At 73.7% G+C, this 25,871-nt stretch carries 20 protein-coding genes; 6 read left to right on the top strand and 14 right to left on the bottom strand.

Going from position 1 to position 25,871, the window contains the following annotated elements:
• Nucleotides 1–33: 33 nt before the first annotated feature.
• Nucleotides 34–987 (bottom strand): AraC family transcriptional regulator, encoded by a 954-nt coding sequence (locus tag QPK52_RS09925; protein ID WP_410537009.1) that lies wholly within the window; start codon nucleotides 985–987, stop codon nucleotides 34–36.
• A gap of 90 nt (nucleotides 988–1,077) precedes the next feature.
• On the opposite strand from QPK52_RS09925, the gene QPK52_RS09930 reads away from it, so the two are divergent.
• Nucleotides 1,078–1,911, top strand: a complete 834-nt coding sequence (locus tag QPK52_RS09930; RefSeq protein ID WP_410537011.1) for an NAD(P)H-binding protein — start codon at nucleotides 1,078–1,080, stop codon at nucleotides 1,909–1,911.
• A 123-nt stretch (nucleotides 1,912–2,034) separates the two neighbouring features.
• On the opposite strand, the gene QPK52_RS09935 is transcribed toward QPK52_RS09930, so the two are convergent.
• Together QPK52_RS09935 and QPK52_RS09940 are read right to left on the bottom strand one after the other, a co-directional pair.
• On the bottom strand, nucleotides 2,035–2,598 hold the full coding sequence (locus tag QPK52_RS09935) for a dihydrofolate reductase family protein (RefSeq protein ID WP_410537013.1): 564 nt from the start codon (nucleotides 2,596–2,598) through the stop codon (nucleotides 2,035–2,037).
• Nucleotides 2,599–2,705: 107 nt separating this feature from the next.
• On the bottom strand, nucleotides 2,706–3,314 hold the full coding sequence (locus tag QPK52_RS09940) for a Uma2 family endonuclease (RefSeq protein ID WP_410537015.1): 609 nt from the start codon (nucleotides 3,312–3,314) through the stop codon (nucleotides 2,706–2,708).
• Nucleotides 3,315–3,558: 244 nt separating this feature from the next.
• On the opposite strand from QPK52_RS09940, the gene QPK52_RS09945 reads away from it, so the two are divergent.
• Nucleotides 3,559–4,017 (top strand): hypothetical protein, encoded by a 459-nt coding sequence (locus QPK52_RS09945; protein ID WP_410537017.1) that lies wholly within the window; start codon nucleotides 3,559–3,561, stop codon nucleotides 4,015–4,017.
• A gap of 9 nt (nucleotides 4,018–4,026) precedes the next feature.
• Here the strand turns inward: QPK52_RS09945 and QPK52_RS09950 are convergent, their stop codons facing one another.
• Together QPK52_RS09950 and guaA are read right to left on the bottom strand one after the other, a co-directional pair.
• Complete coding sequence (locus QPK52_RS09950) at nucleotides 4,027–4,617, bottom strand: Uma2 family endonuclease (protein WP_410540273.1); 591 nt, start codon at nucleotides 4,615–4,617, stop codon at nucleotides 4,027–4,029.
• A 123-nt stretch (nucleotides 4,618–4,740) separates the two neighbouring features.
• Nucleotides 4,741–6,360, bottom strand: a complete 1,620-nt coding sequence (guaA, locus tag QPK52_RS09955; protein WP_410537018.1) for a glutamine-hydrolyzing GMP synthase — start codon at nucleotides 6,358–6,360, stop codon at nucleotides 4,741–4,743.
• A 320-nt stretch (nucleotides 6,361–6,680) separates the two neighbouring features.
• On the opposite strand from guaA, the gene QPK52_RS09960 reads away from it, so the two are divergent.
• Nucleotides 6,681–6,971: a chorismate mutase gene (locus tag QPK52_RS09960; protein ID WP_093661462.1), complete on the top strand. Its 291-nt coding sequence runs from the start codon at nucleotides 6,681–6,683 to the stop codon at nucleotides 6,969–6,971.
• 625 nt (nucleotides 6,972–7,596) lie between these two features.
• Nucleotides 7,597–8,676 (top strand): LAETG motif-containing sortase-dependent surface protein, encoded by a 1,080-nt coding sequence (locus QPK52_RS09965; protein ID WP_410537020.1) that lies wholly within the window; start codon nucleotides 7,597–7,599, stop codon nucleotides 8,674–8,676.
• Between the two features lie 110 nt (nucleotides 8,677–8,786).
• Here QPK52_RS09965 and QPK52_RS09970 read toward each other — a convergent pair whose 3' ends face one another.
• From QPK52_RS09970 to QPK52_RS09990, 5 genes are all read right to left on the bottom strand, one after another.
• Nucleotides 8,787–10,658: an FAD-dependent oxidoreductase gene (locus QPK52_RS09970; RefSeq protein ID WP_410537022.1), complete on the bottom strand. Its 1,872-nt coding sequence runs from the start codon at nucleotides 10,656–10,658 to the stop codon at nucleotides 8,787–8,789.
• 117 nt (nucleotides 10,659–10,775) lie between these two features.
• Nucleotides 10,776–12,464 carry a succinic semialdehyde dehydrogenase gene (locus tag QPK52_RS09975; protein WP_410537024.1) on the bottom strand — a complete coding sequence of 563 codons (1,689 nt, stop codon included), beginning with the start codon at nucleotides 12,462–12,464 and terminating at the stop codon, nucleotides 10,776–10,778.
• A gap of 166 nt (nucleotides 12,465–12,630) precedes the next feature.
• Complete coding sequence (locus QPK52_RS09980) at nucleotides 12,631–15,051, bottom strand: serine/threonine protein kinase (protein WP_410537026.1); 2,421 nt, start codon at nucleotides 15,049–15,051, stop codon at nucleotides 12,631–12,633.
• A gap of 142 nt (nucleotides 15,052–15,193) precedes the next feature.
• The gene (locus QPK52_RS09985; protein WP_410537028.1) at nucleotides 15,194–17,119 is read right to left on the bottom strand and encodes a serine/threonine-protein kinase; all 1,926 of its coding nucleotides are present in this window, start codon (nucleotides 17,117–17,119) and stop codon (nucleotides 15,194–15,196) included.
• A gap of 216 nt (nucleotides 17,120–17,335) precedes the next feature.
• Complete coding sequence (locus tag QPK52_RS09990; RefSeq protein ID WP_410537030.1) at nucleotides 17,336–19,051, bottom strand: glycerol-3-phosphate dehydrogenase/oxidase; 1,716 nt, start codon at nucleotides 19,049–19,051, stop codon at nucleotides 17,336–17,338.
• Between the two features lie 214 nt (nucleotides 19,052–19,265).
• Here QPK52_RS09990 and QPK52_RS09995 point away from each other — a divergent pair, with 214 nt between their 5' ends.
• A complete protein-coding gene (locus QPK52_RS09995) occupies nucleotides 19,266–20,528 on the top strand; it encodes a nucleotide sugar dehydrogenase (protein ID WP_093660699.1) in 1,263 nt (420 codons plus the stop codon).
• Nucleotides 20,529–20,649: 121 nt separating this feature from the next.
• Here QPK52_RS09995 and QPK52_RS10000 read toward each other — a convergent pair whose 3' ends face one another.
• The 4 genes from QPK52_RS10000 to QPK52_RS10015 form a co-directional block, all read right to left on the bottom strand.
• On the bottom strand, nucleotides 20,650–21,759 hold the full coding sequence (locus QPK52_RS10000) for a GuaB3 family IMP dehydrogenase-related protein (RefSeq protein WP_410537032.1): 1,110 nt from the start codon (nucleotides 21,757–21,759) through the stop codon (nucleotides 20,650–20,652).
• A gap of 81 nt (nucleotides 21,760–21,840) precedes the next feature.
• A complete protein-coding gene (gene guaB, locus QPK52_RS10005) occupies nucleotides 21,841–23,370 on the bottom strand; it encodes an IMP dehydrogenase (protein ID WP_410537034.1) in 1,530 nt (509 codons plus the stop codon).
• A 146-nt stretch (nucleotides 23,371–23,516) separates the two neighbouring features.
• Nucleotides 23,517–24,113, bottom strand: coding sequence for a sigma-70 family RNA polymerase sigma factor (locus QPK52_RS10010; RefSeq protein WP_281250789.1), 597 nt, complete (start codon nucleotides 24,111–24,113; stop codon nucleotides 23,517–23,519).
• A 402-nt stretch (nucleotides 24,114–24,515) separates the two neighbouring features.
• Nucleotides 24,516–25,127, bottom strand: a complete 612-nt coding sequence (locus QPK52_RS10015; RefSeq protein WP_003948568.1) for a response regulator transcription factor — start codon at nucleotides 25,125–25,127, stop codon at nucleotides 24,516–24,518.
• Nucleotides 25,128–25,514: 387 nt separating this feature from the next.
• On the opposite strand from QPK52_RS10015, the gene QPK52_RS10020 reads away from it, so the two are divergent.
• A complete protein-coding gene (locus QPK52_RS10020) occupies nucleotides 25,515–25,820 on the top strand; it encodes a WhiB family transcriptional regulator (RefSeq protein ID WP_093660691.1) in 306 nt (101 codons plus the stop codon).
• Nucleotides 25,821–25,871: the final 51 nt, after the last annotated feature.

Consider the following 25,871-nt stretch of genomic DNA (forward strand, 5'->3'; position numbering starts at 1 on the left):
GAAACCGCCGCGGCACGGCACCGCCCTCGCCGGCTACGCCGGTGAGCACGGTGAGCACTCGGCGCCGGCACGGTCGGCGCCCGGGCGGCAGGCCCTGCGGTACTCGCTGGGGCTCGCCCCGTGGAACCGTTTGAAGGCGGCGCTGAAGCCGAACGCGTCCGCGTAGCCGACCCGGCGTGCCACCGCGGCGACCGTCGCGGTGGGCTCCGCGGTCAGCAGGTCGGCGGCCAGGGACATCCGCCGGTCCGTCAGGTACGTCAGCGGCGGCTCGCCCACCAGCCTGGTGAACCGGCCGACCAGCGTCGTGCGCGACACCCCCGCTTCGGCGGCCAGGGCGGCGAGCGTCCAGGGCCGGTCCGGTGCGGCGTGCATCACCCGCAGCGCCGGACCGGCGACCTCGTCGCCCAGCGCCCGGAACCAGCCGTCGGGCATGGTCTCCGGCCGGTCGAACCAGCCCCGCAGCGTGCACACCAGCAGCCAGTCCAGCAGCCGGTCCTGCACGACCCGCCGGCCCGGCGGGCAGGCCGCTGCGACCTGCGCCTCCAGCGCTTCCAGAAGGGCGAGGCACTCCTCGCCGCCGGGCACCACCAGCACGGGCGGCAGCACTCCGAGCAGCCGCTGCACCATCGCGCCCCGCGCGCGGTACGTCCCGGTCACAAGCACCGTGCGGCCGGGCGGCTCCGCGTCCACCGCCGTTCCGGCCGCCGCCGTCCCGGGCGGCGAGGGCCGGTCGGTGAGGACGAACGGTTCCGGCCCGCGCACGACCGCGGCGTCACCGGCCCGCACCCGCCGTGGTTCCCCGCGGCCTTCCCCCGCCTCCGCCCCGGTCCCGGTGCCGGAGACCCAGACCTCGCCCCGCAACGGCGCGCACAGGGTCAGAGGCGCCCCGCCGGTGAACCGCAGCGCCCACGGCGGCGACAGCTCCACCCGTCGGAAGTCGGCGCCGTCCGCGCGGACACCCCGTAACAGGTCGTCGAACGGATCCATGCGGTTCACGGTAGCGCGCCGGACGATCGGACATGGTCCGCGTACGACGGGCCATGTCCCCTCCACTGCCGCGCCGGTTGACTGGCGGTTATGACGACACACACGGACGCGATCCTGGTCCTGGGATCGACGGGCAAGACCGGGCGCCGCCTGGTGAGCATACTGCGGGCGGCGGACCGCCCCGTGCGGGCCGCCTCCCGCTCCGGCGAGGTGCGGTTCGACTGGTTCGACCGGGAGACCTGGGCCACCGCCCTGGACGGGGCGGCGGCCGTCTATCTGGTGGCTCCCGGAGACCCGGCACCGGTCCGGCCCTTCGTCGGGCAGGCGGTCGAAGCGGGTGTCCGACGCTTCGTGGTGCTGTCCGGGCGCGGAATCGACCAGGTCCCCGCGGGCGTCTTCCGGGGCATGGCCGCCGCCGAGCGGGCCGTACGCGACTCCGGCGCGGAGTGGACGGTCATCCGCCCGAACAACTTCAGCCAGAACTTCGACGAGGACCTGTGGCACGCCCCGCTGCGGGCCGGGCGGCTGGCCCTGCCGATCGGCTCCGTGCCGGAGCCGTTCGTCGACGCCCAGGACATCGCCGACGTCGCCGCGGTGCTGCTGACCTCGGAGGGCCACCACGGCCGGGTGTACGACCTCTCGGGCCCGCGTGCCCTCACCTTCGGCGCGGCCGTGGAGACGATCGCCGAGGCCGCGGGCCGGGCCATCCGCTACGAGGAGCTCACGCCGCGGGAGTACCGGGCCGGACTCCTGGCCGAGGGCGTGCCGGAGGAGGCCGTCGGGGAACTCGACGCGATGTTCGCCATGATGCGCGCCGGACACCTCGCCGAGCCCGGCGACGGGGTGCAGCGGGTGCTCGGACGGGAACCGTCCGACTTCGGCGCCTACGCATCCCGGGCCGCGGCTGCCGGCGCGTGGTCGTGACCGGGAGGCGGACTCTCCGCCGGGCTCCGCGCCCGTTCCCGGTGTGACCAGTGCGACCGCGGTGGCCGCCGTACGGCCCTCGTCCTCTGCGGCGACCCCGGCGGCACTCCGCCCCCGCCGGGGTCAGGACCGCTCCGGCTCGTAGTGCAGCGCGGTGATCCCGCAGTCGAACGGCCGGGCGGTGACGAGGCGGAGCCGCCGGTGCGCGCCGGTGTCGGGGAAGACGGGCATCCCGGCGCCGAGCGCGACGGGGTTGACGAAAAGGTGGAGTTCGTCGAGCAGGCCCCGGGCGATCAGGTTCCGCACGAGGGTGCCGCCCCCGTAGGTGATGATGTCCCCGCCCGGCTGCGCCTTCAGCCGGTTGACGGCCTCGGCGAGATCGCCGCCGGCGACCGTGGCGTTCTCCCAGGGCGACTCGGTCAGGGAGTCGGAGATCACGGTCTTGGGCGTGTCGTTCATCCAGGCGATGGTCTCCTCGGACTCGCCCTCGGGCCCGGCGGCCCACGCCGGGATGAACCCCTCGGCGAGGCGGCGGCCCAGCACGATGTGGTCGACCGGCTTGGTGAGTGCGTCGATGTAGGTGTTGATGTCGTCGGTCCAGGGGAACGTCATCCAGTCCATCTCGCCGTTCGGCCCGGCCATGCAGCCGTCGACGCTCACCTGGACCTGGAGCTTGAACCTGCGCATGGCTGCTTCCCTCCGGAACCGCTCGGGCTGATCTCGTGTCGGGGGAGAAGCTAGCGGCGGCCACTGACAACGGCCCCGGGACAGCCCGCGACCAGGCCGTACGCGGATCACATCCGGTCGATCGCGGTGAGGTCGATGTCGATGCCGAACGGCTCGGAGAGCGTCAGCCGCCCCTCGTGGACGCCGGTGAGGACGTACGCCCCCGCCCCCGGGTCGAGCCGGTGGACGTGGACCACCGGGCGGCGGCCCGTACCCTCCTCCACCAGCCAGAAGTGCGGGATGCCCGCCCGCGCGTAGAGCTGGGGTTTGCGTTCGCGGTCGCGGATCGCCGAGTCGGGGGCGACGGTCTCCACGGCCAGCACGACGTCCCTGGCATCGTAGCGGTTGGCCTCCAGTCCCTGTACGGCCTCGGCGCGGAGCACGGACACGTCCGGCTCGGGCGCCTGCCCGGGGCCGAGCACCACGATCATCTCCCGCCGCACCCGCAGATGTGCCGGGCAGGTACGGCGCAAGCCCTCCACCAGCAGGGAGTTGGCCAGCGAGTGGTACGCGCTCTGCCGGGCGCGGAAGACCAGGGCGCCGTCGACGAGCTGGGTGTGGGACGGGAGGTCGGTCAGGCGGAAGAGGTCGTCGACGGCGAAGCCCCGGTGCGGGGGCCGCAGCCACTCGGGGAACGGCTCGTCGTCGACTCCGTTTGCGGTCGCCACATCGTCCATGCCGCCATGGTGATCACCCCTCCGGTACGACTTGCCGCAAACTCCCGTGCCGCCGCCCGAAGGGGTGAGCGGCGGCGCGGGCGTTGACGGGAGGGCTTCGTTTACCGCCGCCGGGGCGGAACCCGCGGTGCGGCGCACGCGCAGCGCTCCGACCGGCCGATTACTTTTTCCCGCCCCTCCGGTCATACGGGCGGCCCCACGGAAGCGCGGAAGCTCCGGGACGCACCGGAGGAAGGGAACGGGCATGACTGAGCACACGGAGAGCACCGGCGGCGCCCCGGCCCCCCGGCCCGACGAGGGGATCAGGGGACTGGACCGGCTGACCGGCTCCTGGCGGGTGACCGGCGGTGCGGAGGGCACCGTCGTCTACCGCTGGATGGAGGGCGGGTTCTTCCTCCTCCAGGAGGTCGAACTGGAGCAGTACGGGCAGCGCGTCACCGGGCTGGAGGTGATCGGCCGGGAGAAGCCCTTCGGCGCCGAGGAGCCGGGCGAGGACATCCGCTCCCGCTTCTACGACGGCCAGGGCAACACCTTCGACTACGTCTACGAACTCGACGGCGACACCCTGACCATCTGGGCCGGCGAGAAGGGCTCCCCCGCGTACTTCCGGGGCACCTTCGACGCCGCGGGCGACGTCCTGACCGGCGCCTGGGTCTACCCCGGCGGCGGTGGCTACGACTCGGTGATGACCAGGGTCGGCTGACCGGCCGGGCTACAGCCGGTCGATCGCGGTGAGGTCGATGTCGATGCCGAAGGGGACGGTGAGCTTCAGCCGGTCGTGGTGGATGCCGGTGGGCACGTAGCCGCGCGTCGCGGGCTCCAGCTCGAAGACGTAGACGACCGGGCGGCGTCCCGTCCCCTTCTCGATCCGCCAGAAGTGCGGGATGCCCGCCTCCGCGTAGAGCTGCGGCTTGCGCTTGCGGTCCCGCTCCTCCGAGTCCGGCGAGACGACCTCCGCGGCGAGTACGACGTCCTCGGCCCGGAAGCCGGTCTCCTCGGCCTCCTCGGTGACCGCCTCAGCCCGGATGATCATGACGTCCGGCTCCGGCCGGTTCCGTCCGTTCAGTACGACGCTCATCTCCCGGCAGGCCCGCAGCTCGTCCGGAACCTGCTGCCGCAGGCTCATCACCAGCAGGTCCACTGCCATCGAGTGGAAGTACTTCTGCGGGCTCACGAAGACCAGGCTCCCGTCGATCAACTCCGTGTGGGGCGGGAGGTCCGGGATACGGTCGAGATCGTCCGCGGTGTAGCCGTCCGGCGGCGGCACGGGCCACGAAGAGGTGGGCAGCGGCTCGGCGGTCATGGTTCCTCCCATGCACGGGATTCTCGGCCTCGCCCCAGCGTATCGACCCGGGAACGCCCGCGCCGCCGCTCGAAGGGGTGAGCGGCGGCGCGGGCGTTGACGTTCAGGAGGGCGCGGGGGGCGTCACTCCCACTCGATGGTCCCCGGCGGCTTGCTGGTGACGTCCAGCACCACGCGGTTGACCTCGGCGACCTCGTTGGTGATGCGGGTCGAGATGCGGGCCAGCGTCTCGTAGGGCAGACGCGTCCAGTCGGCCGTCATCGCGTCCTCCGAGGAGACCGGACGCAGCACGATCGGGTGGCCGTAGGTGCGGCCGTCGCCCTGGACGCCGACGGAGCGGACATCGGCGAGCAGCACCACCGGGCACTGCCAGATGTCGCGGTCCAGCCCGGCCGCCGTCAGCTCCTCGCGGGCGATGGCATCGGCCTCGCGCAGCAGGTCCAGGCGCTCCTTCGTCACCTCGCCGACGATGCGGATGCCCAGGCCGGGACCGGGGAACGGCTGGCGGTGGACGATCTCCTCGGGCAGGCCCAGTTCCTGGCCGACCATCCGGACCTCGTCCTTGAACAGCTTGCGCAGCGGCTCCACGAGCTGGAACTGGAGGTCCTCGGGCAGTCCGCCGACGTTGTGGTGGGACTTGATGTTGGCGGTGCCGGTGCCGCCGCCGGACTCCACCACGTCCGGGTAGAGGGTGCCCTGCACCAGGAACTCCACGGCCTCCTCGCCGGAGCCGGCCTCGGCGACGATCTCGCTCGCGGCCTGTTCGAAGACGCGGATGAACTCCCGGCCGATGATCTTGCGCTTCTCCTCCGGATCGGAGACGCCCGCCAGCGCGTCCAGGAAGCGCTTCTCGGCGTCCACCACCTTGAGCTGGACGCCGGTGGCGGCCACGAAGTCCTTCTCGACCTGCTCGGACTCACCCTTGCGCATCAGCCCGTGGTCCACGTACACGCAGGTCAGACGCTCGCCGATGGCCTTGTTGACCAGGGCGGCGGCCACCGCCGAGTCCACTCCGCCGGACAGTCCGCAGATGGCGCGCTTGGTGCCGACCTGGGCGCGGATGGCCGCGACCTGCTCCTCGACGACGCCTGCCGCCGTCCAGGTCGGCCTCAGGCCCGCGCCCCGGTACAGGAAGTGCTCCAGCACCTGCTGGCCGTACGTGGAGTGCATCACCTCGGGGTGGTACTGCACGCCGTAGAGCCTGCGCTCGTCGTCCTCGAAGGCCGCCACGGGGACGCCGTCGGTGGAGGCGGTGACGGCGAAGCCCTCGGGGGCGGCCGAGCAGGCGTCGCCGTGCGACATCCACACCGACTGCTCGACGGGGGTGCCCTCGAAGAGGGTGGAGCCGGGCCGGGTGACGGTCAGGGCCGTGCCGCCGTACTCGCGGCGGCCGGTGTTGTCGACGGTGCCGCCCAGCGTCTGGGCCATCAGCTGGAAGCCGTAGCACATGCCGAAGACGGGCACCCCGGCCTCGAACAGCGCGCGGTCGATGCCGGGCGCGTCCTCGGCGTAGACGGACGAGGGGCCGCCGGAGAGGATGATCGCCTTCGGGTCCCTGGCGAGCATCTCCTCCACCGGCATGGTGGAGGGGACGACTTCGCTGTAGACCCGGGCCTCGCGTACGCGGCGGGCGATGAGCTGGGCGTACTGCGCGCCGAAGTCGACGACGAGGACGGTGTCCGGTGCGTCGGGAGCGGCCGTGGACTCGGCGGGCGCGGTGGGCTCGGTGGGCTCTGATGCCACGGGGCTGGCTGCCTTTCGGCGTGGATCTGGGCTGGGAAAGCCCAGTCTACCGGGGGGGTGCACCCGATCGGCCGTCTCACCATCCGGCCATCCGCCCACCCCGTTCCGCCTCCGAGTGCATACTGGACCGCATGTTCGCGCAGAGCTTCTGGTTTACCTATGGCACCGGCCCGGCCGGCCGCCATGGGATCCCGCGCGCTGCGTGAACGACTGACGAGCGACTTCCCAGGCGCCCCGGGCCGGTCAAGGCCCGGGGCGCCTGCCGTGTCCCCGGGCGCGACCGGCACTGGGCGCGACGACCCCAGGAGGGACGTACGGCCATGGCCACCACCACCCCCACCCCCGCCGCCACCGGAGCCGGAGCCGGAGCCGATGAGCGGATCGCGGAGGACCGCGAGCGGATCGACGAACTGGACCGCCGGATCATCCGTCTGGTGCGAGAGCGCATGGAGGTCTCCGCCCGCATCCAGCAGGCCCGGATCGGCGCGGGCGGACGCCGGGTGAACCTCTCGCGCGAGATGGAGATCCTCACCCGCTACCGCGAGCGGCTGGGCCGGCCGGGCACCTCCCTGGCCATGACCCTGCTGGAGCTGTGCCGCGGACGCGTCTGAGCCCGCCGGGCCCGCGCGCCGCCGGCTTCCCCTCCCGCGCCTCCCTTCCGCGTCACCGGGACGACCACCCGTACGGCGCATTACTGCCGCGGGGCACGGTCGTTGGACCTGACGACCCCAGAGCCGGCCGGGCGCCCGGAGGCGTGGGGAGCGCATCGGAGCGATGAGACGCCGTCCTCCCTCGGGAGGTGAGGACCGGGCGTCGTGGGACCTCGCTCCGGTGCAGTGGCCGGACGGCAGGGGACAGCGGTCCGGTCACGACCAAGCGGTCGGTTCCCGGGACGCCGGGGACCGACCGCTCCGCGGTTCCGCCTTCACCGCTTCCACCTGCGGGAACACCCCGGACCAATGAGGGTTCGGAAGGGTTGTACGGCCTTCCGTTGCGGATTGGTCACACAAACAACACGCCCTCTTGTGATATACGGCACACCGAAACCTGGGTGAGAGTGGGCAACTGCTCGCTTCCGCCCCTTATGCCGCGCCGGTCCGGATGCGGCGCCGGTCACGGGCCCGGAAACACCTCCGCGGAAAACCCCGCTCCGCCCGTACTCTGCTGCCAGCCCGACGCGCCGTCTGCGCGAAGGCCCCTTACTCTCCCTTTCGCCTCAAAGCAGATGAGGTACCCATGAAGCTTCGCCGTGCCCTTGCGGCCGCCGCCGCCACGGCCGTCATCGCCCCCGTCGCGCTGATCGCGGCGCCCGCCGCGTACGCCGACGACCACGAGACCACCTCCGTGGAGAACACCGAGACCCCCGCCCCGGAGGAGACCGACAGCGGGGAGACCGGGACCCCGGTCCTGGAGGAGACCGAGAAGGAGACCGAGACCCCCGCCCCGGACGAGACCGAGGAGAAGGAGGCCGAAGCCCCCGCCCCGGACGAGACCGAGGAGAAGGAGACCGAGACCCCCGCCCCGGACGAGACCGAGGAGAAGGAGACCGAGACCCCCGCCCCCGGCGACGACGAGGGCAAGGACGAGGACGAGGCTCCCTTCCAGTGCGCCGTCGACGAGGACGGCGAGGAGATCTACGACATCAGCGAGGACCTCAAGACCTCCCTGGCCGGTCTCCCCGACACCGTCGTGGCGGGCACCGGCTGGAAGAACTTCGAGTTCCGGATGCACAACAGCGGCAAGGGCGCCATCAAGGACGTCGCGCCGTACATCACCGTCTTCTCCGGTGACGAGAACAACGACTACTCCGCCGGCTTCACCCTCGAGGTCCACAAGGCCGAGACCGGCACCTGGCAGGTCGTGGCCGACGAGCTCGGCGCGGGCGGCTACTTCGAGCCGGTCACGCTGAACGCCGGGGAGACGCGCACCCTCAAGCTGCGCATGAAGATCGACGGCGGTGTGCCCGACTCCCTGGGCATCGCCATCGGCGCCGGCGAGTACTCCGACGAGCGCGGCTGCTGGGTCTCCGACGACGACAACGGCTGGGTCTACTTCTTCGAGGTCCTGGGGAAGGGCGCGGCCGCTCCCAAGCCCGGCGAGTCCAAGCCCAAGCCGCAGACCGGCGGCACGAAGCCGATCAGCTCGGACAAGGTCACCAAGGTCGACACCGCCGGCCAGCTCGCCGAGACCGGTTCGTCCTCCGCGCTGCCGATGTTCGGTCTCGCGGGCGCCGCGGCCGTGGCGCTGGGCGCCGGTGCGATGTACGTCGTGCGCCGCCGCAACGGCGCCGGGGTGGACACCTCCGCCGCCGCGTGACGGCTGTGACGGTGTGAACGCCGCGAACGGCGTGATCGTCTGAACGTGCGGGCGCGCCACACGCGCCGAGAGGGGGAGCGGCCCGGCCGCTCCCCCTCTCGCGTGGTCGCTCAGGCCTCGGCCGCCCCGGTGACCTCCGCCGCGCCCGCCGTCTCCGCCTCCGGCGCCGTCCGCCTCGGCGGAACGGCCGGGACCGGCAGCACCGGCAGCCTCAGCGCCGCGAACGCCTCCTCGGGCACCGCCGGGGCCCGGGGAGGCACCACGGGCACCCGTACGTAGTCGGCGCCCTGCTCGGGGCGGGGGTCGGCCTCGCCCTTGTTGGGCCACAGGGACATCGCCCGCTCCGCCTGGGCGGTGATGGTCAGCGACGGGTTGACGCCGAGGTTGGCGGAGACGGCCGAGCCGTCCACGACCGAGATGCCCGGGTGGCCGTAGAGCCGGTGGTAGGGGTCGATGACGCCCTCCTCGGGCGAGGCGCCGATCGGGCAGCCGCCCAGGAAGTGCGCGGTCAGCGGAGTGCCCATCAGCTCGCCGACGTTCGTGCCCGGGAAGCCGTTGATCTCCTCGGCGACGAGCCGCGCGGCCTCGGCGCCCTCGGGGATGTGGTCCGGGTTGGGCGCGCCGTGGCCCTGCTTCGCCGTCAGCAGGCCCTTGCCCAGCCCCTTGGGCTTGCGGTAGGTGGTCAGGGAGTTGTCCAGGGACTGCATCACCAGACCGATGATCGTCCGCTCCGACCACCGGTAGTTGGACAGCGTCCGCGCGGCCTGCACGGGGTGGCGCAGGCAGTGCGCGAGGAAGGCCAGCAGCCTCGGCGCGCGGCCGTACGGCACCTGGAGGACGGAGAGGGCGCCCATGGCGTTGGAGCCCTTGCCGTAGCGCACCGGCTCGATGTGGGTGTTGTCGTTCGGGTGGATGGAGGAGGTGATGGCCACCCCCCTGGTGAAGTCCGGCTCCGCGTCCGGCCCGTGCTTCTTCCGGTAGCGGCGCGGAGAGGTCATCGCGCCGACCAGGGCCTCGGAGTTGGTGCGGGTCAGCTCGCCCAGCCTCGGGGAGATGCGCGGCAGGACGCCCTCGTCGCGCATCCGGTGCAGCAGCGTCTGGGTGCCGTAGGTGCCGGCGGCGATCACCACCTTCCCGGCACGCAGCACCGTGCGCCTCCCCCGGCGCTTCCCGGTGCGCACCGTGGTCACGGTGAAGCCCCCGGTGCCGTCCTCGGCCACCTCGGTGACGGTGGTCATCGGGTGGATGACCGCGCCCGCCTTCTCGGCGAGGTACAGGTAGTTCTCGGTGAGGGAGTTCTTGGCCCCGTGCCGGCAGCCGGTCATGCACTCGCCGCACTCGGTGCACGCCCGGCGGGAAGGACCCGCGCCGCCGAAGTAGGGGTCGGGCGCCTCCGCGCCCGGGGCGGCCGTCACCTCACCCCGCGCGTCCTCGCCGTCGCCGAAGAAGACGCCCACCGGCGCCAGGTGGAAGGTGTCGCCCACGCCCATCTTCTCGGCCGCGGCCCTCAGATGGACGTCCGACGGCGTCACCGTGGGGTTCAGCCGCACTCCCAGCATCCGCTTCGCCTGGTCGTAGTACGGCTTCAGCTCCTCCTGCCAGTCGGTGATGCGGCCCCACTGGCGGTCGGTGAAGAAGGCCGGCGGCGGCACGTAGAGGGTGTTGGCGTAGTTCAGCGAACCGCCGCCCACCCCCGCGCCGGCCAGGATCATCACCTTGTCCATCAGGTGGATGCGCTGGATGCCGTACAGGCCCAGCGCCGGGGCCCACAGGTAGTTCCGCAGGTCCCAGGAGTTCTTCGGCAGCGTCCGGCGGGTGAAGCGCCGCCCCGCCTCCAGCACCCCGACCCGGTAGCCCTTCTCGGTCAGCCGCAGCGCGGCCACCGAACCGCCGAAACCGGAACCGACCACGATCACGTCGTAGTCGTACGGCCGCGGCGGGCCGGACGGCTGCTGTGCTGCTTCGTCCTGCGGTCGGGACACGGGGACCTCCGGTGGTGCGTATCGGTTCGGGGAAAGGAGGCGGAAGGGGGCGGAAGGGAGCGGTGGGGACGGGGGCGGCGGACGGACGAGCGGGGGGACGAGCGGGGGGAGGGTGCGTCAGCGGAAGCGGAAGGCCTTCATCACGCGCAGGGAGGCGCTCATGAAGGCCGCGTACCTCGCGTCGTCCATGCCGAGCGACGGGGCCATGGGCAGCAGCCGCTGGGTGGCGACGGTCTGCGCCTCGGTGTACTTGAGGATGCCCTCCGAGCCGTGCCGGCGGCCCAGCCCGGAGTCGCCCATGCCGCCCATCGGCGACTGGACGCTGCCGTACGCGGCGGCGTAGCCCTCGTTGACGTTCACCGTGCCGGTGCGCAGCCGGGCGGCGATCTCGCGGCCCCGGCGGGCGTTCTTCGTCCAGACGCTGGAGTTGAGGCCGTAGGGGGTGGCGTTGGCCAGCGCGACCGCCTCGTCCTCGTCCGTGAAGCGGTAGACGGAGACGACGGGGCCGAAGGTCTCCTCGCCGCAGACGGCCATGGGGGCGGTGACGCCCTCCAGGACGGTCGGCTCGTAGAACAGCGGGCCGACGTCGGGGCGCGCTCTGCCGCCGGTCAGGACCTTCGCGCCCTTGGCGACGGCGTCGTCCACGTGCCGCACCACGTTCTCGAGCTGCCGCCGCGAGACGAGCGATCCCATGTCGGCGCCGTAGGCCAGGGCCGAGCCCAGGCGCAGCGCCCTGGTGCGGGCGGTGAACCGCTCCAGGAAGGCGTCGGCGACCGAGGCGTGGACGTAGAGCCGCTCGATGGAGATGCACAGCTGCCCGGCCGACGAGAACGCGGCGCGCACCGCGCCCTCGGCCGCCCTGTCGAGGTCGGCGTCCTCCAGCACCAGCATGGCGTTCTTGCCGCCCAGTTCCAGCGAGGCCCCCACCAGACGGAACGCCGCCCGCTGGGCGACCTCGCGGCCGGTGCGGGTGGAGCCGGTGAAGGAGACGTAGTCGGCGTGGTCGACGACGGCCGGGCCGACGACCGGCCCCTCTCCGATCACGACCTGCCAGACGTCGGCGGGCAGCCCGGCCTCGATCAGCAGGTCGCGCGCCCACAGGGCGGTCAGCGCGGTCTCGGTGTCGGGCTTCATGACGACGGCGTTGCCCGCGGCGAAGGCGGGCAGCGCGTCGCCGACCGACAGCTCCAGCGGGTAGTTCCACGGGGCGATCTGCCCGACCACGCCCTTGGGGTGGCGCAGCTCCCGCACCCGGGTGAGGACCGGGATGGCGCCGGTGTGGTTCGCGGGGCGCAGGTACGCCGGGGCCCTGCGGCCGTAGTGGCGGGCGGCGACGGCGACCGCCTGCACCTCCTCGTGGGCGTGCAGCCGCGCCTTGCCGGTCTCCAGCTGGACCAGGTCCAGCGCCTCCGACTGGCGGGCGAGCAGCAGGTCGTGGAAGCGCAGCAGCACGGCGGCGCGTTCGCGCACCGGCCGTGCCGCCCATGTCCGCTGCGCCTCGCGGGCCCGGGCGTAGGCCTCGGCGACGTCCGCGGGGCTGGACTCGGGCAGGTCGGCCAGCTTCTCACCGGTGAAGGGGGTGTGGCACGCGGTGCGGCCGCTGCCCGCCAGGCCCCGGGTCAGCCGGGCGACCAGCTCGCCGGTCACCACGTCGGCGGCGGTGCGGGCGTCGGCGGGGGCGGTGGCGACCGGGTTACCGCCGGCCGCCGCGGGGGCCGCGGGGGCGTCAGGGGCTGCGGGAGCGTCGGGGCCGGTGCCCGTCGTCTGCGCCGCCCTGGTGGCGGCGGTACCTGGCGAATCCGTCATACCGGGGAGGGTACGGCGTGGGAAACCTGCTGTGTACCCGTCGGTAACCACTTTTCACGGAATCCGCCAGTGATCACTGGCACAGATCGTACGCGCATACGGACGGCGGCCCGGAGGACGGCCGGAGCTTCTGGGACGTCCGGGGTCGTCCGGGCCGGGCGCGGCCTCAGCCGGTGGCGCGGTAGGTGTCGGCGATCGCGTCGAAGACGCGGTCGATGTCGTCCTTCCGGCTCTCCGGACCCCTGACCAGCACCGAGTGGTAGCGGCCGTCGACGATGACCGCCCGGTCGCACATGTAGGTGCTGTCCGCGCCCTCGCGCCAGCTGAACCGGCCCTCGGCCATCACCGTCCGGCCCACCTGTATCCGCCGCATCCCGGAGTTGGTCGCCCAGTCCGCGGCGCGGTAGGCGTCCAGCTCCCGCTGGTCGTCGGTGAGGTACGCCATCACGTCCGAGCCGTACTTCTCGGTGGTGTCCCGGCCGGGCACCACGACGATCTCGAGATCCCCGTGCGTGAAGACCGTCCGCCCCCGGCCGTCCGGCCCCGCCCGCCGAGCGCCCTCGGGGAGCGCGATCTGGAAGTCGGCCGCGTCCTTGTGCAGGACGTAGCCGTCGAGCCCCTCCACCGGGTCGCCGGCCTGCGGCCGCTCGCTGCCGGGCGCCTCCGAGGCCCCGGGCCCGCCGGACTCCCCGCCCTCGGACGCCTCCTCCCGCGGGGCTCCCTCTCGCGGGGCCTCCTCTCGCGGGGCTCCCTCTCGCTGCCGCTCCTCCTGCGGTCGCTCCGGCTGCGCGCCCACGCTGCCGGGCCGCTGGTCGGCGCTGTTCCCGGAGGAGCCCGAACCGCCCTCGGGCATGTACACGGCGGCGTACACCAGCGTCCCGGTCAGCAGCAGGAGGATCAGCCCGACCAGCACCACGCCCAGCCGGCGCGGAGACCCCTGCTTCCGGGCTCGCCGGTGCCGGGCGTGGGTGGCCACCGGGGAACGCTCCGCCCGCTTCCTGCGCACCAGCTCGCCCCGGCGCCTTATGATCGGCAGCCGCCTGGGGTCGGCGGGCGGGCCGGCCTCCAGCGAGAGCGGCGCGGTGACCGTGTGCAGCCCGACCTCGGGCTCGGGCGCGGAGCGGACCAGGGAGCGCAGCCAGCCGCCCAGCTCCTCGAAGTCCGGCCGCTCGGTCGGGTCCTGGCGCAGCAGCGACTCCACGACGGGCCGCAGCGCACCGCACTCCTCGGCGAACGCGGGCGGCTCGGCGCACACCATCTGAACCAGCTCGGCCACCGACTCCTCGGGGTAGGGAGCGTGCCCCTGGACGGCCCGGAACAGCAGCGCGCCCAGACCCCACAGATCGGCCGCCGGGCCGACCGGCGGGGCCAGCCGCCAGTTCTCGTAGACGGGCCCGGCCTGCTCGGGGGCCCAGCGCTCGGTGACGGCGCCGACGATCGCCATCCTGGTCTGGCGGGCGCGTTCGGCGGCGAGCGCGGTGGTGGGACCGCGGTAGCGGTCGCCGTCCTCCCCGCCCCAGCTCCGCGCGGGCGGCCTCTGCCCGCCGTACGGCTCACCGCCGTACGGGTGCGAGGCACCGGGAGCGACCGGGCGCAGGTCCCCGGCCTGCCGGCCGGCCTCGTCCCTGCGCGCCTCGACCTCGGCCCGCGCGGCGGCGGCGCGCGTCCCGGCCCGGTACGCGGCGATGGCGCCGCTGCGCGCGGCGCGTTCGGCGGCCGGGCCGCCCTGCCCGGGCTGCCCGCCGCGGTCGTGGGGGGCGTAGTGGCCGTGCGCCTCGTACTCCCCCGCCCCCCGGTCCTCGTCGGTGCCGGGACCGGCCAGTTGGCGGGGCACACCGCCCGCCGGACCCTGGTCCGCCCCCTGGTAGCCGGGCGGCAGCCCGGGGACGCCGCCGTCCTCGCCCCGCCGGGCCGCGGGCGCGTCGTCCGCACGGCCGTCCGCGTGCCCGTCCGCATGCCCGTCCGCAGAGCCCTCCACGTGGCCGCGCGGCAGCACGCTCGGCGGTGCCGGGAGGGGGTCGTACCCGCACAGCGCCTCCTCCGCCGCGCCGGCGGCCAGCCCGGTGAGCACGGCGCGGCCGTCGTCGCAGACGAGGACGGTGCGGGGGGTGATGTTGCGGTGGACCCAGCCGTGCGCGTGGACCGCGCGCAGGGCGGTGAGCAGGTCGGCGGCCAGTTCGGCCGCCCGGTGGGGGCTCAGCGGGCGCTCGGCGAGCACGGCGGCCAGCGGCCGGGCCGCGACCAGCTCGCTGACGATCCACAGCCCGTCGCCCTCGACGAAGACGTCGAAGACCTGGTCGAGCCGCGGGTGGTCGGGTATCCGGGAGGCGGCCAGCGCGGCCTCCACCGCGCGCCGCACGGCGGGATCGGCCGGGCGCCGCGTGGCACGGCCGGTGCGGTCGTGCCCGTAGCCGTCCCCGCCGACGAACTCGGCCTCGACGACCTCGGGCAGCGGCACCTGGCGGACCAGCACCTCCTGCCCGCTGGCGGTGTCGTACGCGCGGGACTCCACCAGCTCGTACTCGTCGGAAGGCGGACGCGGCAAGCGGTACCGCTCGGCCAGCAGCCGACCCGAGTACTCGTCCACGGCGCCCTCCCCACACGGCCTGATGCCCTACGGTCCGTCAAGACCCGTTCCCACCGGCCGGATCGCGGAAGCGCAGGGTCTGCGTACTATCACGATACGTGCCGGAGCGGCTTCGCGTCGCCCGTCGACCCGGTTGCCCGTCTCAGTCCCGGGGACGGAACGTCCGGAAAGCGGTCTCCCGCACCGTGCGGCACTCCTCGCCGTCCCACTCGTCCGCCTCGCAGGTGATCATGATGGCGTAGCCGTGGGTGCCGTCCACCCGGAAGCCGCGGTTGAGGACGCGCACCCGCTTCCCGCTCTCCACGCGCTCGAACGTCCAGTCCGCGACGGTCGGGTAGCCGCGCCACTCCACGGGTTTGATGGCGATCAGGGAGTAGCCGGTGCTGCTGCCGCGCACGGCGGGTTCCAGGGAGCGCCAGGCGCCCGCCGCGCTGTCCCCGGGGCTGCCGTTGAAGTCGACCTGGACCTTGGGGTAGCCGCCGCCGCGCGGCGCGTACTTGCCGCCGGAGTTGCGGCCCGCTATCCCGGCGCGCTCGTAGCCCTCGGGCATGGCCATCGAGAAGTGGAAGCGGTCGTCGGTGACCGTCTCGTAGCCCTCGGGCAGCCCCTCGCCGCCCTGTCCGCCCTTGCCGCTGCCCTTGCCGCCTTCCTCCTCGCGGCCGTCCTCGCCGGACGGCTCCGCGGAGGGTTCGGCGGACGGCCCGCCGGATCCGCCGTCGCTTCCTCCGCCGTCCTTGCCGTCCTGCTCGTCGCCGCCGCCGTCCTGCCCGGCGGTCGGGGCCGCCGACCGCCCGGATCCGGCCCGCTCGCCGCCGCCCTCGTCGCCCCCGGCGAACGCGACGGCCAGGACGGTGCCGAGCAGGGCCAGCACCACGACGGCGACCACCGCGAGCCCGGCGGGCTGCCGGGCCATACGCGCCGCGCGGGCCACCCGGGCGGGGGCCGCGGTGGTGGCCGCGGCCCCGCCGCCGGCCGCCCCGGGGCCGCCCGCGGCACCCTTCCGGCCCGCCTCGTCCCCGGCCTTCCCCTCCGCGCCGCGCCCGGCCGAGGCGGCGGCCGCGGCGGCGCGTACGGACCGCAGCGCCTCGCGCAGCCGCTCACCGCCCGTGCCGGAGGTGCCGGGCGAGTCGCCCGTGCCGGCCGCACCGGACGCGCCGGTGCCGGCCACCGGGAGCACGGCCGTACGGGTGCCCTCCGGTTCCTTCGCCTCCGCGGCCCCGGCCTGCGGCCCGCGGGCCGCGCGCTCCAGCAGCGCCCGCGCGCCGGGCTCGTCCAGCCGCTTGTCCGGGTCCTTGTCCAGCAGGCCGTGGATGACCGCCTCCAGTGCCCCGGCGCGCTTCGGGGGCTCCAGCGGCTCGGTCATCACCGCGGTCAGGGTGGCGATCGCCGACCCCTTGTCGTACGGCGGGTGGCCCTCCACCGCCGCGTACAGCAGCCCGCCCAGCGACCACAGGTCGGACGGCGGGCCGGGACGCTGACCGCGCGCCCGCTCCGGCGCTATGTAGGAGGGCGCGCCGACCAGCATGCCGGTGGAGGTGAGGGAGGGGTCGCCCTCGATCTGGGCGATGCCGAAGTCGGTGAGGACGACCCGGCCGTCCTCGTCGCCGATCAGGACGTTGGAGGGCTTCACGTCGCGGTGCAGGATGCCCTCGCGGTGGGCGGCGCGCAGCACGTCGAGGATCGCCAGACCCACCTCGGCGGCCCGCCGCGGCTCCAGCGGGCCGTCCTCGCGCAGCACGTCGGCCAGGGAGCGGCCGTCGATCAGCTCCATGACGATCCAGGGGCGGTCGTCCTCGTCGACCACGTCGTAGACGGTGACGGCGCTGCTGCTGCGGATGCGCGCGATGGCCTTGGCCTCGCGCAGTGTGCGGGTGACCAGCCGGCGCTTCTCCTCCTCGTCGATGCTGGAGGGGAAGCGCAGCTCCTTCACCGCGACGGTGCGGCCCAGGACCTCGTCCTCGGCCCGCCACACGGTGCCCATTCCGCCGCGGCCCAGGACGTCGCCCAGCCGGTAACGCCCGCCCAGCAGCCGTCCGGCCTTCTTGCCGCGGCCGTCCACGTCGCTCATGCGTCCCCTCACACTCAGCCCGCCCCAGCAGTGGCCCCATTCTCCCCCACGGGGCGGACCGCGGTGCACTCGGCCGGGGACACACAACCGGAACGGCGGTGCGCGGGCCCGGGGCTGACGCCCCGGCACCCGCGGCGCGGCCGGCGCGCCCGCGCGACGGGCGCGTACCGGCCGCGCGGCGAAGGACGGTGACGGACCGTCACTTCCGCCGGAGCGTCACAGCGGCTGGAGCGGCACGATGTCCGGCGCGCCCAGGCGTGCGGCGTCGGCGGTCTGGTCGTCGGGCTGGAGCTGGGACTCCCGCTCGGCCTCGACCCGCTTCTCGTAGTGCTCCACCTCGCGGTCGATCTGGCCGGCGTCCCAGCCGAGCACCGGCGCCATCAGCTCGGCGCACTCCCGCGCACTGCGCGTGCCGCGGTCGAAGGTCTCGATGGAGATGCGGGTACGGCGGGTGAGGACGTCGTCCAGGTGGCGCGCGCCCTCGTGCGTGCAGGCGTACACCACCTCCGCCCTGAGGTAGTCGTCCGCCCACGGCAGCGGCTCGCCCAGGCTCGGGTCCTCGGCGATCAGCTCCAGCACCTCGTCGGTCAGCGAGCCGTACCGGCCCAGCAGGTGCTCCACGCGCGCCACGTGCAGCCCGGTGCGGGCGGCGATGCGGGCGCGGGCGTTCCACATCGCGTGGTAGCCCTCGGCACCGACCAGCGGCACCTCCTCCGTGGTGCACTCGGCGACGCGGTGGTCGAGCCCGTGGACGGCCTCGTCGACCGCGTCCTTGGCCATCACCCGGTACGTCGTGTACTTGCCGCCCGCGACGACCACCAGGCCCGGCACCGGGTGGGCGACGGTGTGCTCGCGCGAGAGCTTGCTGGTGGCGTCCGACTCCCCGGCCAGCAGCGGGCGCAGCCCGGCGTACACGCCCTCCACGTCGTCGCGCGTGAGCGGCACGGCCAGCACCGAGTTGACGTGGTCGAGCAGGTAGTCGATGTCGGCGCTGGAGGCCGCCGGGTGGGCCTTGTCCAGGTCCCAGTCGGTGTCGGTGGTGCCGATGATCCAGTGCCGGCCCCAGGGGATGACGAACAGCACGCTCTTCTCGGTGCGCAGGATCAGCCCGGTGGTGGAGTGGATGCGGTCGCGGGGCACCACCAGGTGGATGCCCTTGGAGGCGCGGACGTGGAACTGGCCGCGCTCGGCGGTCAGCCGCTGGGTGTCGTCGGTCCACACACCGGTGGCGTTGACGACCTGTTTGGCCCGGATCTCGTACTCGCCGCCCTGCTCCAGGTCCTGCACCCGGGCGCCGACCACCCGCTCGCCCTCGCGCAGGAAGCCCACCACGCGGGCCCGGTTGGCGGCGTGGGCCCCGTAGGCGGCGGCGGTGCGCACCAGGGCGGCGACGTAGCGGGCGTCGTCCATCTGCGCGTCGTAGTACTGCAGGGCTCCCACCAGCGCGTCCTTGCGCAGGGCGGGCGCCACCCGCAGGGCCTGGCGGCGCGTCAGGTGCCGGTGGTGGGGCAGGCCGCGGCCGCGTCCGGAGGCCGTGGCGAGCACGTCGTACAGCGCCACGCCGGAGCCCGCGTACAGCCGCTCCCAGCCCCGGTGCCGCAGCGGATAGAGGAAGGGGACGGGCTTGACCAGGTGGGGGGCGATCCGCTGGAGCAGCAGCCCGCGCTCCTTGAGCGCCTCGCGCACCAGCGCGAAGTCCAGCATCTCCAGATAGCGCAGCCCGCCGTGGATGAGCTTGCTGGAGCGGCTGGAGGTGCCCGATGCCCAGTCCCGCGCCTCGACGATGCCCGTCGACAGGCCGCGGGTCACCGCGTCCAGGACGGTGCCGGCGCCGACCACCCCGCCGCCGACGACCAGTATGTCCAGCTCGCGCTCCGACATGCGGGCGAGCGCCTCGGCCCGCTCGGCCGGTCCCAGTGCCGCTGTCCTCACCACTGCCTCCCTGATATGCCGATGCCCCGGTCGATTGCCCGTCCGTACCTGCCCTGGCCCCTACCCGTTCGTCCGCCGATCGCACGACTTCGACCCGGGCGGACACCGCTCCGCACGCAATCCACCATATCTGTCATATATGCGCTTAACCTGACATCGCCCCACAAGCCAGCCAGCCCCACGAGTCCGTCGACAGGGGAAGGGACGCCGCCTCATGCCCGCAGATCTCGCCGTCCTCGGTCTGGGTCATCTGGGTCTTCCCGCGGCCCAGGCCGCCACGGCCGCCGGTATCCGCACCATCGGCTACGACCCCGACGAGAACGCCGTGCGCGAGCTGGGCGCGGGGCGCCCGCCGGCGGACGGCGGGCTGTCGGCGGCCGAGGTGCGCCGGATGGCCTCGGCCGGCTTCCGCGCCACCTCGGACCCCTCCGTGCTGGGCCGGGTCCGCACCGCCCTGATCTGCGCCCCCACCCCGCAGGGCGAGGGCCGCGCCCCGGACCTGGGCGCGGTACGGGCGGCGGCGCTCACCCTCGGCGAGCGGCTGCGCCCGCGGACCACGGTCGTGGTGGAGTCCGCCGTCCACCCCGGCGGCACCGAGGAGTACGTCGCCCCGCTGCTGGAGAAGGCCTCGGGGCTGCGGGCCGGACACGACTTCCACCTCGCCTGCGCCCCCTCCCGCCTCGACCCCGGCAACCGCTCCCACGGCTACTCCAACACCCCGCGGGTGATCGGCGGACTGACCCCGGCCTGCACGGAGGCCGCCGCCGCCTTCTACGGGCGGCTGGTCGAGAAGGTGGTGCGGGCCCGCGGCCTGCGCGAGGCCGAGACGACGGCGGTCCTGGAGACCAACTTCCGGCACGTGAACATCGCCCTGGTCAACGAGATGGCCGTGCTCTGCCACGACCTCGGCGTGGACCTGTGGGACGTGATCCGCTGCGCGGAGACCAAGCCGTTCGGCTTCCACGCCTTCCGGCCGGGTCCGGGCGTGGGCGGCCACGGCATCCCCGTCGACCCCGCCTGCCTGGACCGCGGCGGGCGCACCCCGGGCTATCCGCTGCGCCTGGTCGAGGTCGCCCAGGAGGCCAACGCCCGGATGCCGCGCTACGTGGCCCAGCGCGCGGCGACCCTGCTCAACGAGCACGGCAAGTCGGCCCGCGGCGCCCGCGTCCTGCTGCTGGGCGTCACCTACAAGCCCGACCTCGCCGACCGGACCGGCTCCCCCGCCCCCGAGATCGCCCTGCGGCTGATGGAGCTGGGCGCGCAGATCGGCTACCACGACCCGCACGTGCCGCAGTGGCGGGTGGCGGGCCGCCCCGTCCCGCGCGCCGACTCCCTCTACGAGGCCGCCGCCGCGGCCGACCTCACCCTGCTCCTCCAGCACCACCGCGTCTACGACCTGCAGAGCCTGTCGGCCAAGGCCCAGCTCCTGCTCGACACCCGCGGCGCCAGCCCCACGGGGGCGGCCCACCGGCTGTGACGCGGGCGCCCGCCGCGTCCGGTGCGCCCGTGTGCCGCAAGGGGCCGGGCCCGGCGGACTGTCCGTCCGCCGGGCCCGGCCCCTTGCCGCCGTGCGGCTTCCGCCGTACGGGCGCCCGCGCTCAGCGGGAGACCGTGACCTCCACCCGCTGGAACTCCTTGAGCTCCGAGTAGCCCGTGGTGGCCATGGCCCGGCGCAGGGCGCCGAAGAAGTTCATGTGGCCCTCGGGGCTGTGCGAGGGGCCGAGCAGGATCTCCTCGGTGGTGCCGACCGTGCCGAGGTTGACGCGCCTGCCGCGCGGCACGTCCTCGTGGACGGCCTCCATGCCCCAGTGGTGCCCGTGGCCGGGCGCGTCGGTGGCGCGGGCCAGCGGGGAGCCCATCATCACCGCGTCCGCGCCGCAGGCGATGGCCTTGGGCAGGTCGCCGGACCAGCCCACGCCGCCGTCGGCGATGACGTGGACGTACCGGCCGCCGGACTCGTCCAGGTAGTCGCGGCGGGCCGCCGCCACGTCGGCGACGGCGGTGGCCATCGGCACCTGGATGCCCAGCACGTTGCGGGTGGTGTGCGCGGCGCCGCCGCCGAAGCCGACGAGCACGCCGGCCGCACCGGTGCGCATCAGGTGCAGCGCGGCGGTGTACGTGGCGCAGCCGCCGACGATGACGGGGACGTCGAGCTCGTAGATGAACTGCTTGAGGTTGAGCGGCTCGGCCGCCGAGGAGACGTGCTCGGCGGAGACGGTGGTGCCGCGGATGACGAAGATGTCCACGCCCGCGTCCACGACCGCCTTGGAGAACTGCGCGGTGCGCTGCGGCGACAGCGCGGCGGCCGTCACCACGCCGGAGTCGCGCACCTCCTTGATCCGCCGCCCGATCAGCTCCTCCCTGATGGGGGCGGAGTAGATCTCCTGGAGCCGGCGGGTGGCCGCGGCGTCCTCCATCTCGGCGATCTCGTGGAGCAGCGGCTCGGGGTCCTCGTAACGCGTCCACAGGCCTTCGAGGTTGAGCACCCCCAGGCCGCCCAGCTCGCCGATGCGGATCGCGGTGCGCGGCGAGACGACCGAATCCATCGGGGCGGCCAGGAACGGCAGCTCGAAGCGGTAGGCGTCGATCTGCCAGGCGATCGAGACCTCCTTCGGGTCCCGCGTGCGGCGGCTGGGCACCACCGCGATGTCGTCGAAGGCGTACGCCCGCCTCCCGCGCTTGCCGCGGCCGATCTCGATCTCAGTCACGTGCTGTGCCCTTCCTACGGTCTACGCCCCCAGTATCCCCGAGCGGGACACCGGGGGCGCGCACCGGGGGCGCCTGCCGTCTCAGCGCCGGGAGTAGTTCGGCGCCTCGGTCGTCATCTGGACGTCGTGCGGGTGGCTCTCCTTGAGCCCGGCCGCGGTGATGCGCACGAAGCGGCCCCTGGCCTTCAGCTCCGGCACCGTCCGGCCGCCGACGTAGAACATCGACTGCCGCAGGCCGCCGACGAGCTGGTGCACCACCGCGCCCAGCGGGCCGCGGTAGGGGACCTGGCCCTCGACGCCCTCGGGGACGAGCTTGTCGTCGGCGGCGACCGCCTCCTGGAAGTAGCGGTCCTTGGAGTAGGACTTGGCCTGGCCGCGCGACTGCATCGCGCCCAGCGAGCCCATGCCGCGGTAGGACTTGAACTGCTTGCCGTTGATGAACAGCAGCTCGCCCGGCGACTCCTCGCAGCCCGCCAGCAGGCTGCCGAGCATCACGGTGTCGGCGCCGGCGACCAGGGCCTTGGCGATGTCGCCGCTGTACTGCAGCCCGCCGTCGCCGATGACCGGGACACCGCTCTCCCTCGCGGCGAGCGCGGCCTCGTAGATCGCGGTGACCTGCGGGACGCCGATGCCGGCGACGACGCGGGTGGTGCAGATCGAGCCCGGTCCGACACCGACCTTGACGCCGTCGGCGCCGGAGTCGATCAGCGCCCGGGCCCCGTCGCGGGTGGCGACGTTGCCGCCGACCACGTCGACCGAGGAGTTGGACTTGATCTTGGCGACCATCTCGCCGACCAGCTTCGAGTGGCCGTGCGCGGTGTCCACGACGATGAAGTCGGCGCCCGCCTCGATCAGCGCCTGGGCCCGCTCGAAGGCGTCGCCGGCCACGCCGACCGCCGCGCCGACGATGAGGCGGCCCTCGGAGTCCTTGGCGGCGTTGGGGTACTTCTCCGCCTTGACGAAGTCCTTGACGGTGATCAGGCCCTTGAGCACGCCCTCGTCGTCGACCAGCGGCAGCTTCTCGATCTTGTGGCGGCGCAGCAGCTCCATGGCGTCCGCGCGCGAGATGCCCACCTTGCCGGTGACCAGCGGCATCGGCGTCATCACCTCGCGGACCTCGCGGCTGCGGTCGGTCTCGAAGGCCATGTCGCGGTTGGTGACGATGCCCAGCAGCTTGCCGGAGGCGTCGGTGACCGGCACGCCGCTGATGCGGAAGCGGCCGCACAGCTCGTCGGCCTCGCGCAGCGTGGCGTCGGGGCGGATGGTGATCGGGTCGGTGACCATGCCGGACTCCGACCGCTTGACCTGGTCGACCTGGTCGGCCTGGTCCTCGATCGACAGGTTGCGGTGCAGCACGCCGACGCCGCCCTGCCGGGCCATGGCGATCGCCATGCGGGCCTCGGTGACCTTGTCCATCGCCGCGGAGATCAGCGGGATGTTCACCCTGACGTTGCGCGAGACGTACGAGGAGGTGTCGATGTCCTGCGGGGCCATGTCCGACTCGCCCGGCAGCAGCAGCACGTCGTCGTAGGTCAGCCCGAGTGCGGCGAACTTCGCGGGAACCCCGTCAGCACTGCCGGCGCTGCCCGCACTGCCGACGTTGTCCGTCATGACGCCTTCCATGGCACCTTCCCCAATACTCTTGCCCGGCGCGGACGTCCATGCTAACGGGCCCGGAAGGGGCGCCGTACCGCCCGCGGGTCCGCCGGCGGGATCGCCGCCGGACCGCTCGCCGGATGGCCGTGAACGGCCCCGGATCACTGCTCCGCGAGAGCGCGCAGCCGCGACAGGGCTCGATGCTGGGCAACGCGTACGGCCCCCGGGGACATTCCGAGCATCTGCCCGGTCTCCTCGGCGGTGAGCCCGACCGCCACCCGCAGCAGCACCAGTTCGCGCTGGTGCTCGGGAAGGTTGGCCAGCAGCTTCCTGGCCCACTCCGCGTCGCTGCTCAGCAGGGCCCGCTCCTCCGGCCCGAGCGAGTCGTCGGGCCGCTCGGGCATCTCGTCCGAGGGCACCGCCGTACTGCCCGGTCCGCGCATGGCGGCCCGCTGGAGATCGGCGACCTTGTGCTGGGCGATGGCGACCACGAACGCCTCGAAGGGCTTGCCGGTGTCGCGGTAGCGCGGCAGTGCGCACAGCACCGCCAGGCAGACCTCCTGGGCCAGGTCGTCCACGAAGTGCCGGGCGTCCCCGGGCAGCCGGGTCAGCCGGGTCCTGCAGTAGCGCAGGGCGAGGGGGTGGACGCGGGCGAGGAGGTCGTGGGTGGCGCGCTCGTCGCCCTCCACCGCGCGCTGGACGAGGGCACCGATCTCGCCGCGGCCGTCGGCCGCGGATGGCGTCTCGTCGTCACGCATCGGTCCATGGTGCACCCGGCCCGCCCGTTCGGCCGCACCCCGTCCGTGGTTGTGCACTGAAGCGTTATGGGCAGGGGCACTCGCTGTCACGTCCCGCGCCCTCCCCTCACGCCTGGCCGTCACGTCCCCGAGGAACTCCATACATCCAGGATGCGGCACACCGGAGATTACGGCACCGGACCGTCTCCGGAAGGCCCCGCCTCCCGGTGCTCCGGGACCGGCGGGACCCTTCCGGGCACACGGCACACGGCACACGGCACGCGGCGCGGCGCGCTCGGCACGTACGGCCGGCCGCGGACGGGGGAGCGCGCCGGCTCACCGCGCCGGCGCCGTCGGGTGTCCGCGGTCCGGTCGGACGCCGGACCGGCGGACGGACCGGCGGCGAAGCCGCCCCCGCCGGGGCTAGCGGACGAGGCCCCAGCGGAAGCCGAGCGCCACGGCGTGCGCGCGGTCGGAGGCGCCGAGCTTCTTGAACAGCCGCCGCGCATGGGTCTTCACCGTGTCCTCGGACAGGAACAGCTCGCGTCCGATCTCGGCGTTGGAGCGGCCGTGGCTCATGCCCTCCAGTACCTGGATCTCACGGGCCGTGAGCGTCGGCGCGGCGCCCATCTCGGCCGAGCGCAGCCGCCGCGGCGCGAGCCGCCAGGTGGGGTCGGCCAGTGCCTGGGTGACCGTGGCCCGCAGCTCGGCGCGCGAGGCGTCCTTGTGCAGATAGCCGCGGGCGCCGGCGGCGACGGCGAGCGCGACGCCGTCCAGGTCCTCCGCCACGGTCAGCATGATGATGCGGGCGCCGGGGTCGGCCGACAGCAGGCGCCGTACGGTCTCGACACCGCCCAGGCCGGGCATCCGGACGTCCATGAGGATGAGGTCGGATCGGTCGGCGCCCCAGCGGCGGAGGACTTCCTCGCCGTTGGCAGCCGTCGTCACACGTTCCACGCCGGGCACGGTCGCGACCGCGCGGCGCAGCGCCTCTCGGGCAAGCGGGGAGTCGTCGCAGACGAGGACGGAAGTCATGATCGCCCTCCGCAGCTCATGCGCATCACCTTAGGCCTCCAGGGCTGGTACGAATCGTCACCTGTGCGGTTGACCGCCCCGGACATCCGTCCGGCACTTGTCTGTGTCAACCGCCTCCGCACACTCAACGACGGTCACCCGAAAGAGTTACGGTCTTCGGCGCCCGCTTTCAACACCCTACGTGATGGGGTCGACACGGAGGGGGTATCCCGCGCAGATCAGCAGCCGTGTCGTCATTTGCCCTGTTTGGCGGGTTTTCTTTTTATTACTCGCGTATGTCCCGAAAATCTCGAAGATGCATATTTACATCTACTCATACCGTGGATGTACGGTCGTGACTGTTCTCGACTGGTTCACCAGCATCAGTTCGCTTCGAGAGGACAAGCCATGGCAGATTTCTCCCGCCTTCCGGGTCCCAACGCCGATCTGTGGGACTGGCAGCTGCTGGCCGCCTGTCGAGGAGTCGACAGCTCGCTGTTCTTCCACCCCGAAGGGGAGCGCGGAGCGGCCCGCAGCGCACGCGAGGCGTCCGCCAAGGAGGTGTGCATGCGCTGCCCGGTCCGGGCGGAGTGCGCCGCACACGCGCTCACCGTGCGTGAGCCGTACGGGGTGTGGGGCGGGCTGACCGAGGACGAGCGCGAGGAGCTCATGGGCCGGGCCCGCACCAGGCTGGTCGGCGCGGCCGGGGCGTAGGGCCGCTCTCCGCGCGCCCTTCGGCCGCTCCCCCGGCGCCCCGTGGGCCCG

Source organism: Streptomyces sp. KL2 (genome assembly GCF_046529545.1).
GTDB classification, from domain to species: domain Bacteria; phylum Actinomycetota; class Actinomycetes; order Streptomycetales; family Streptomycetaceae; genus Streptomyces; species Streptomyces radiopugnans.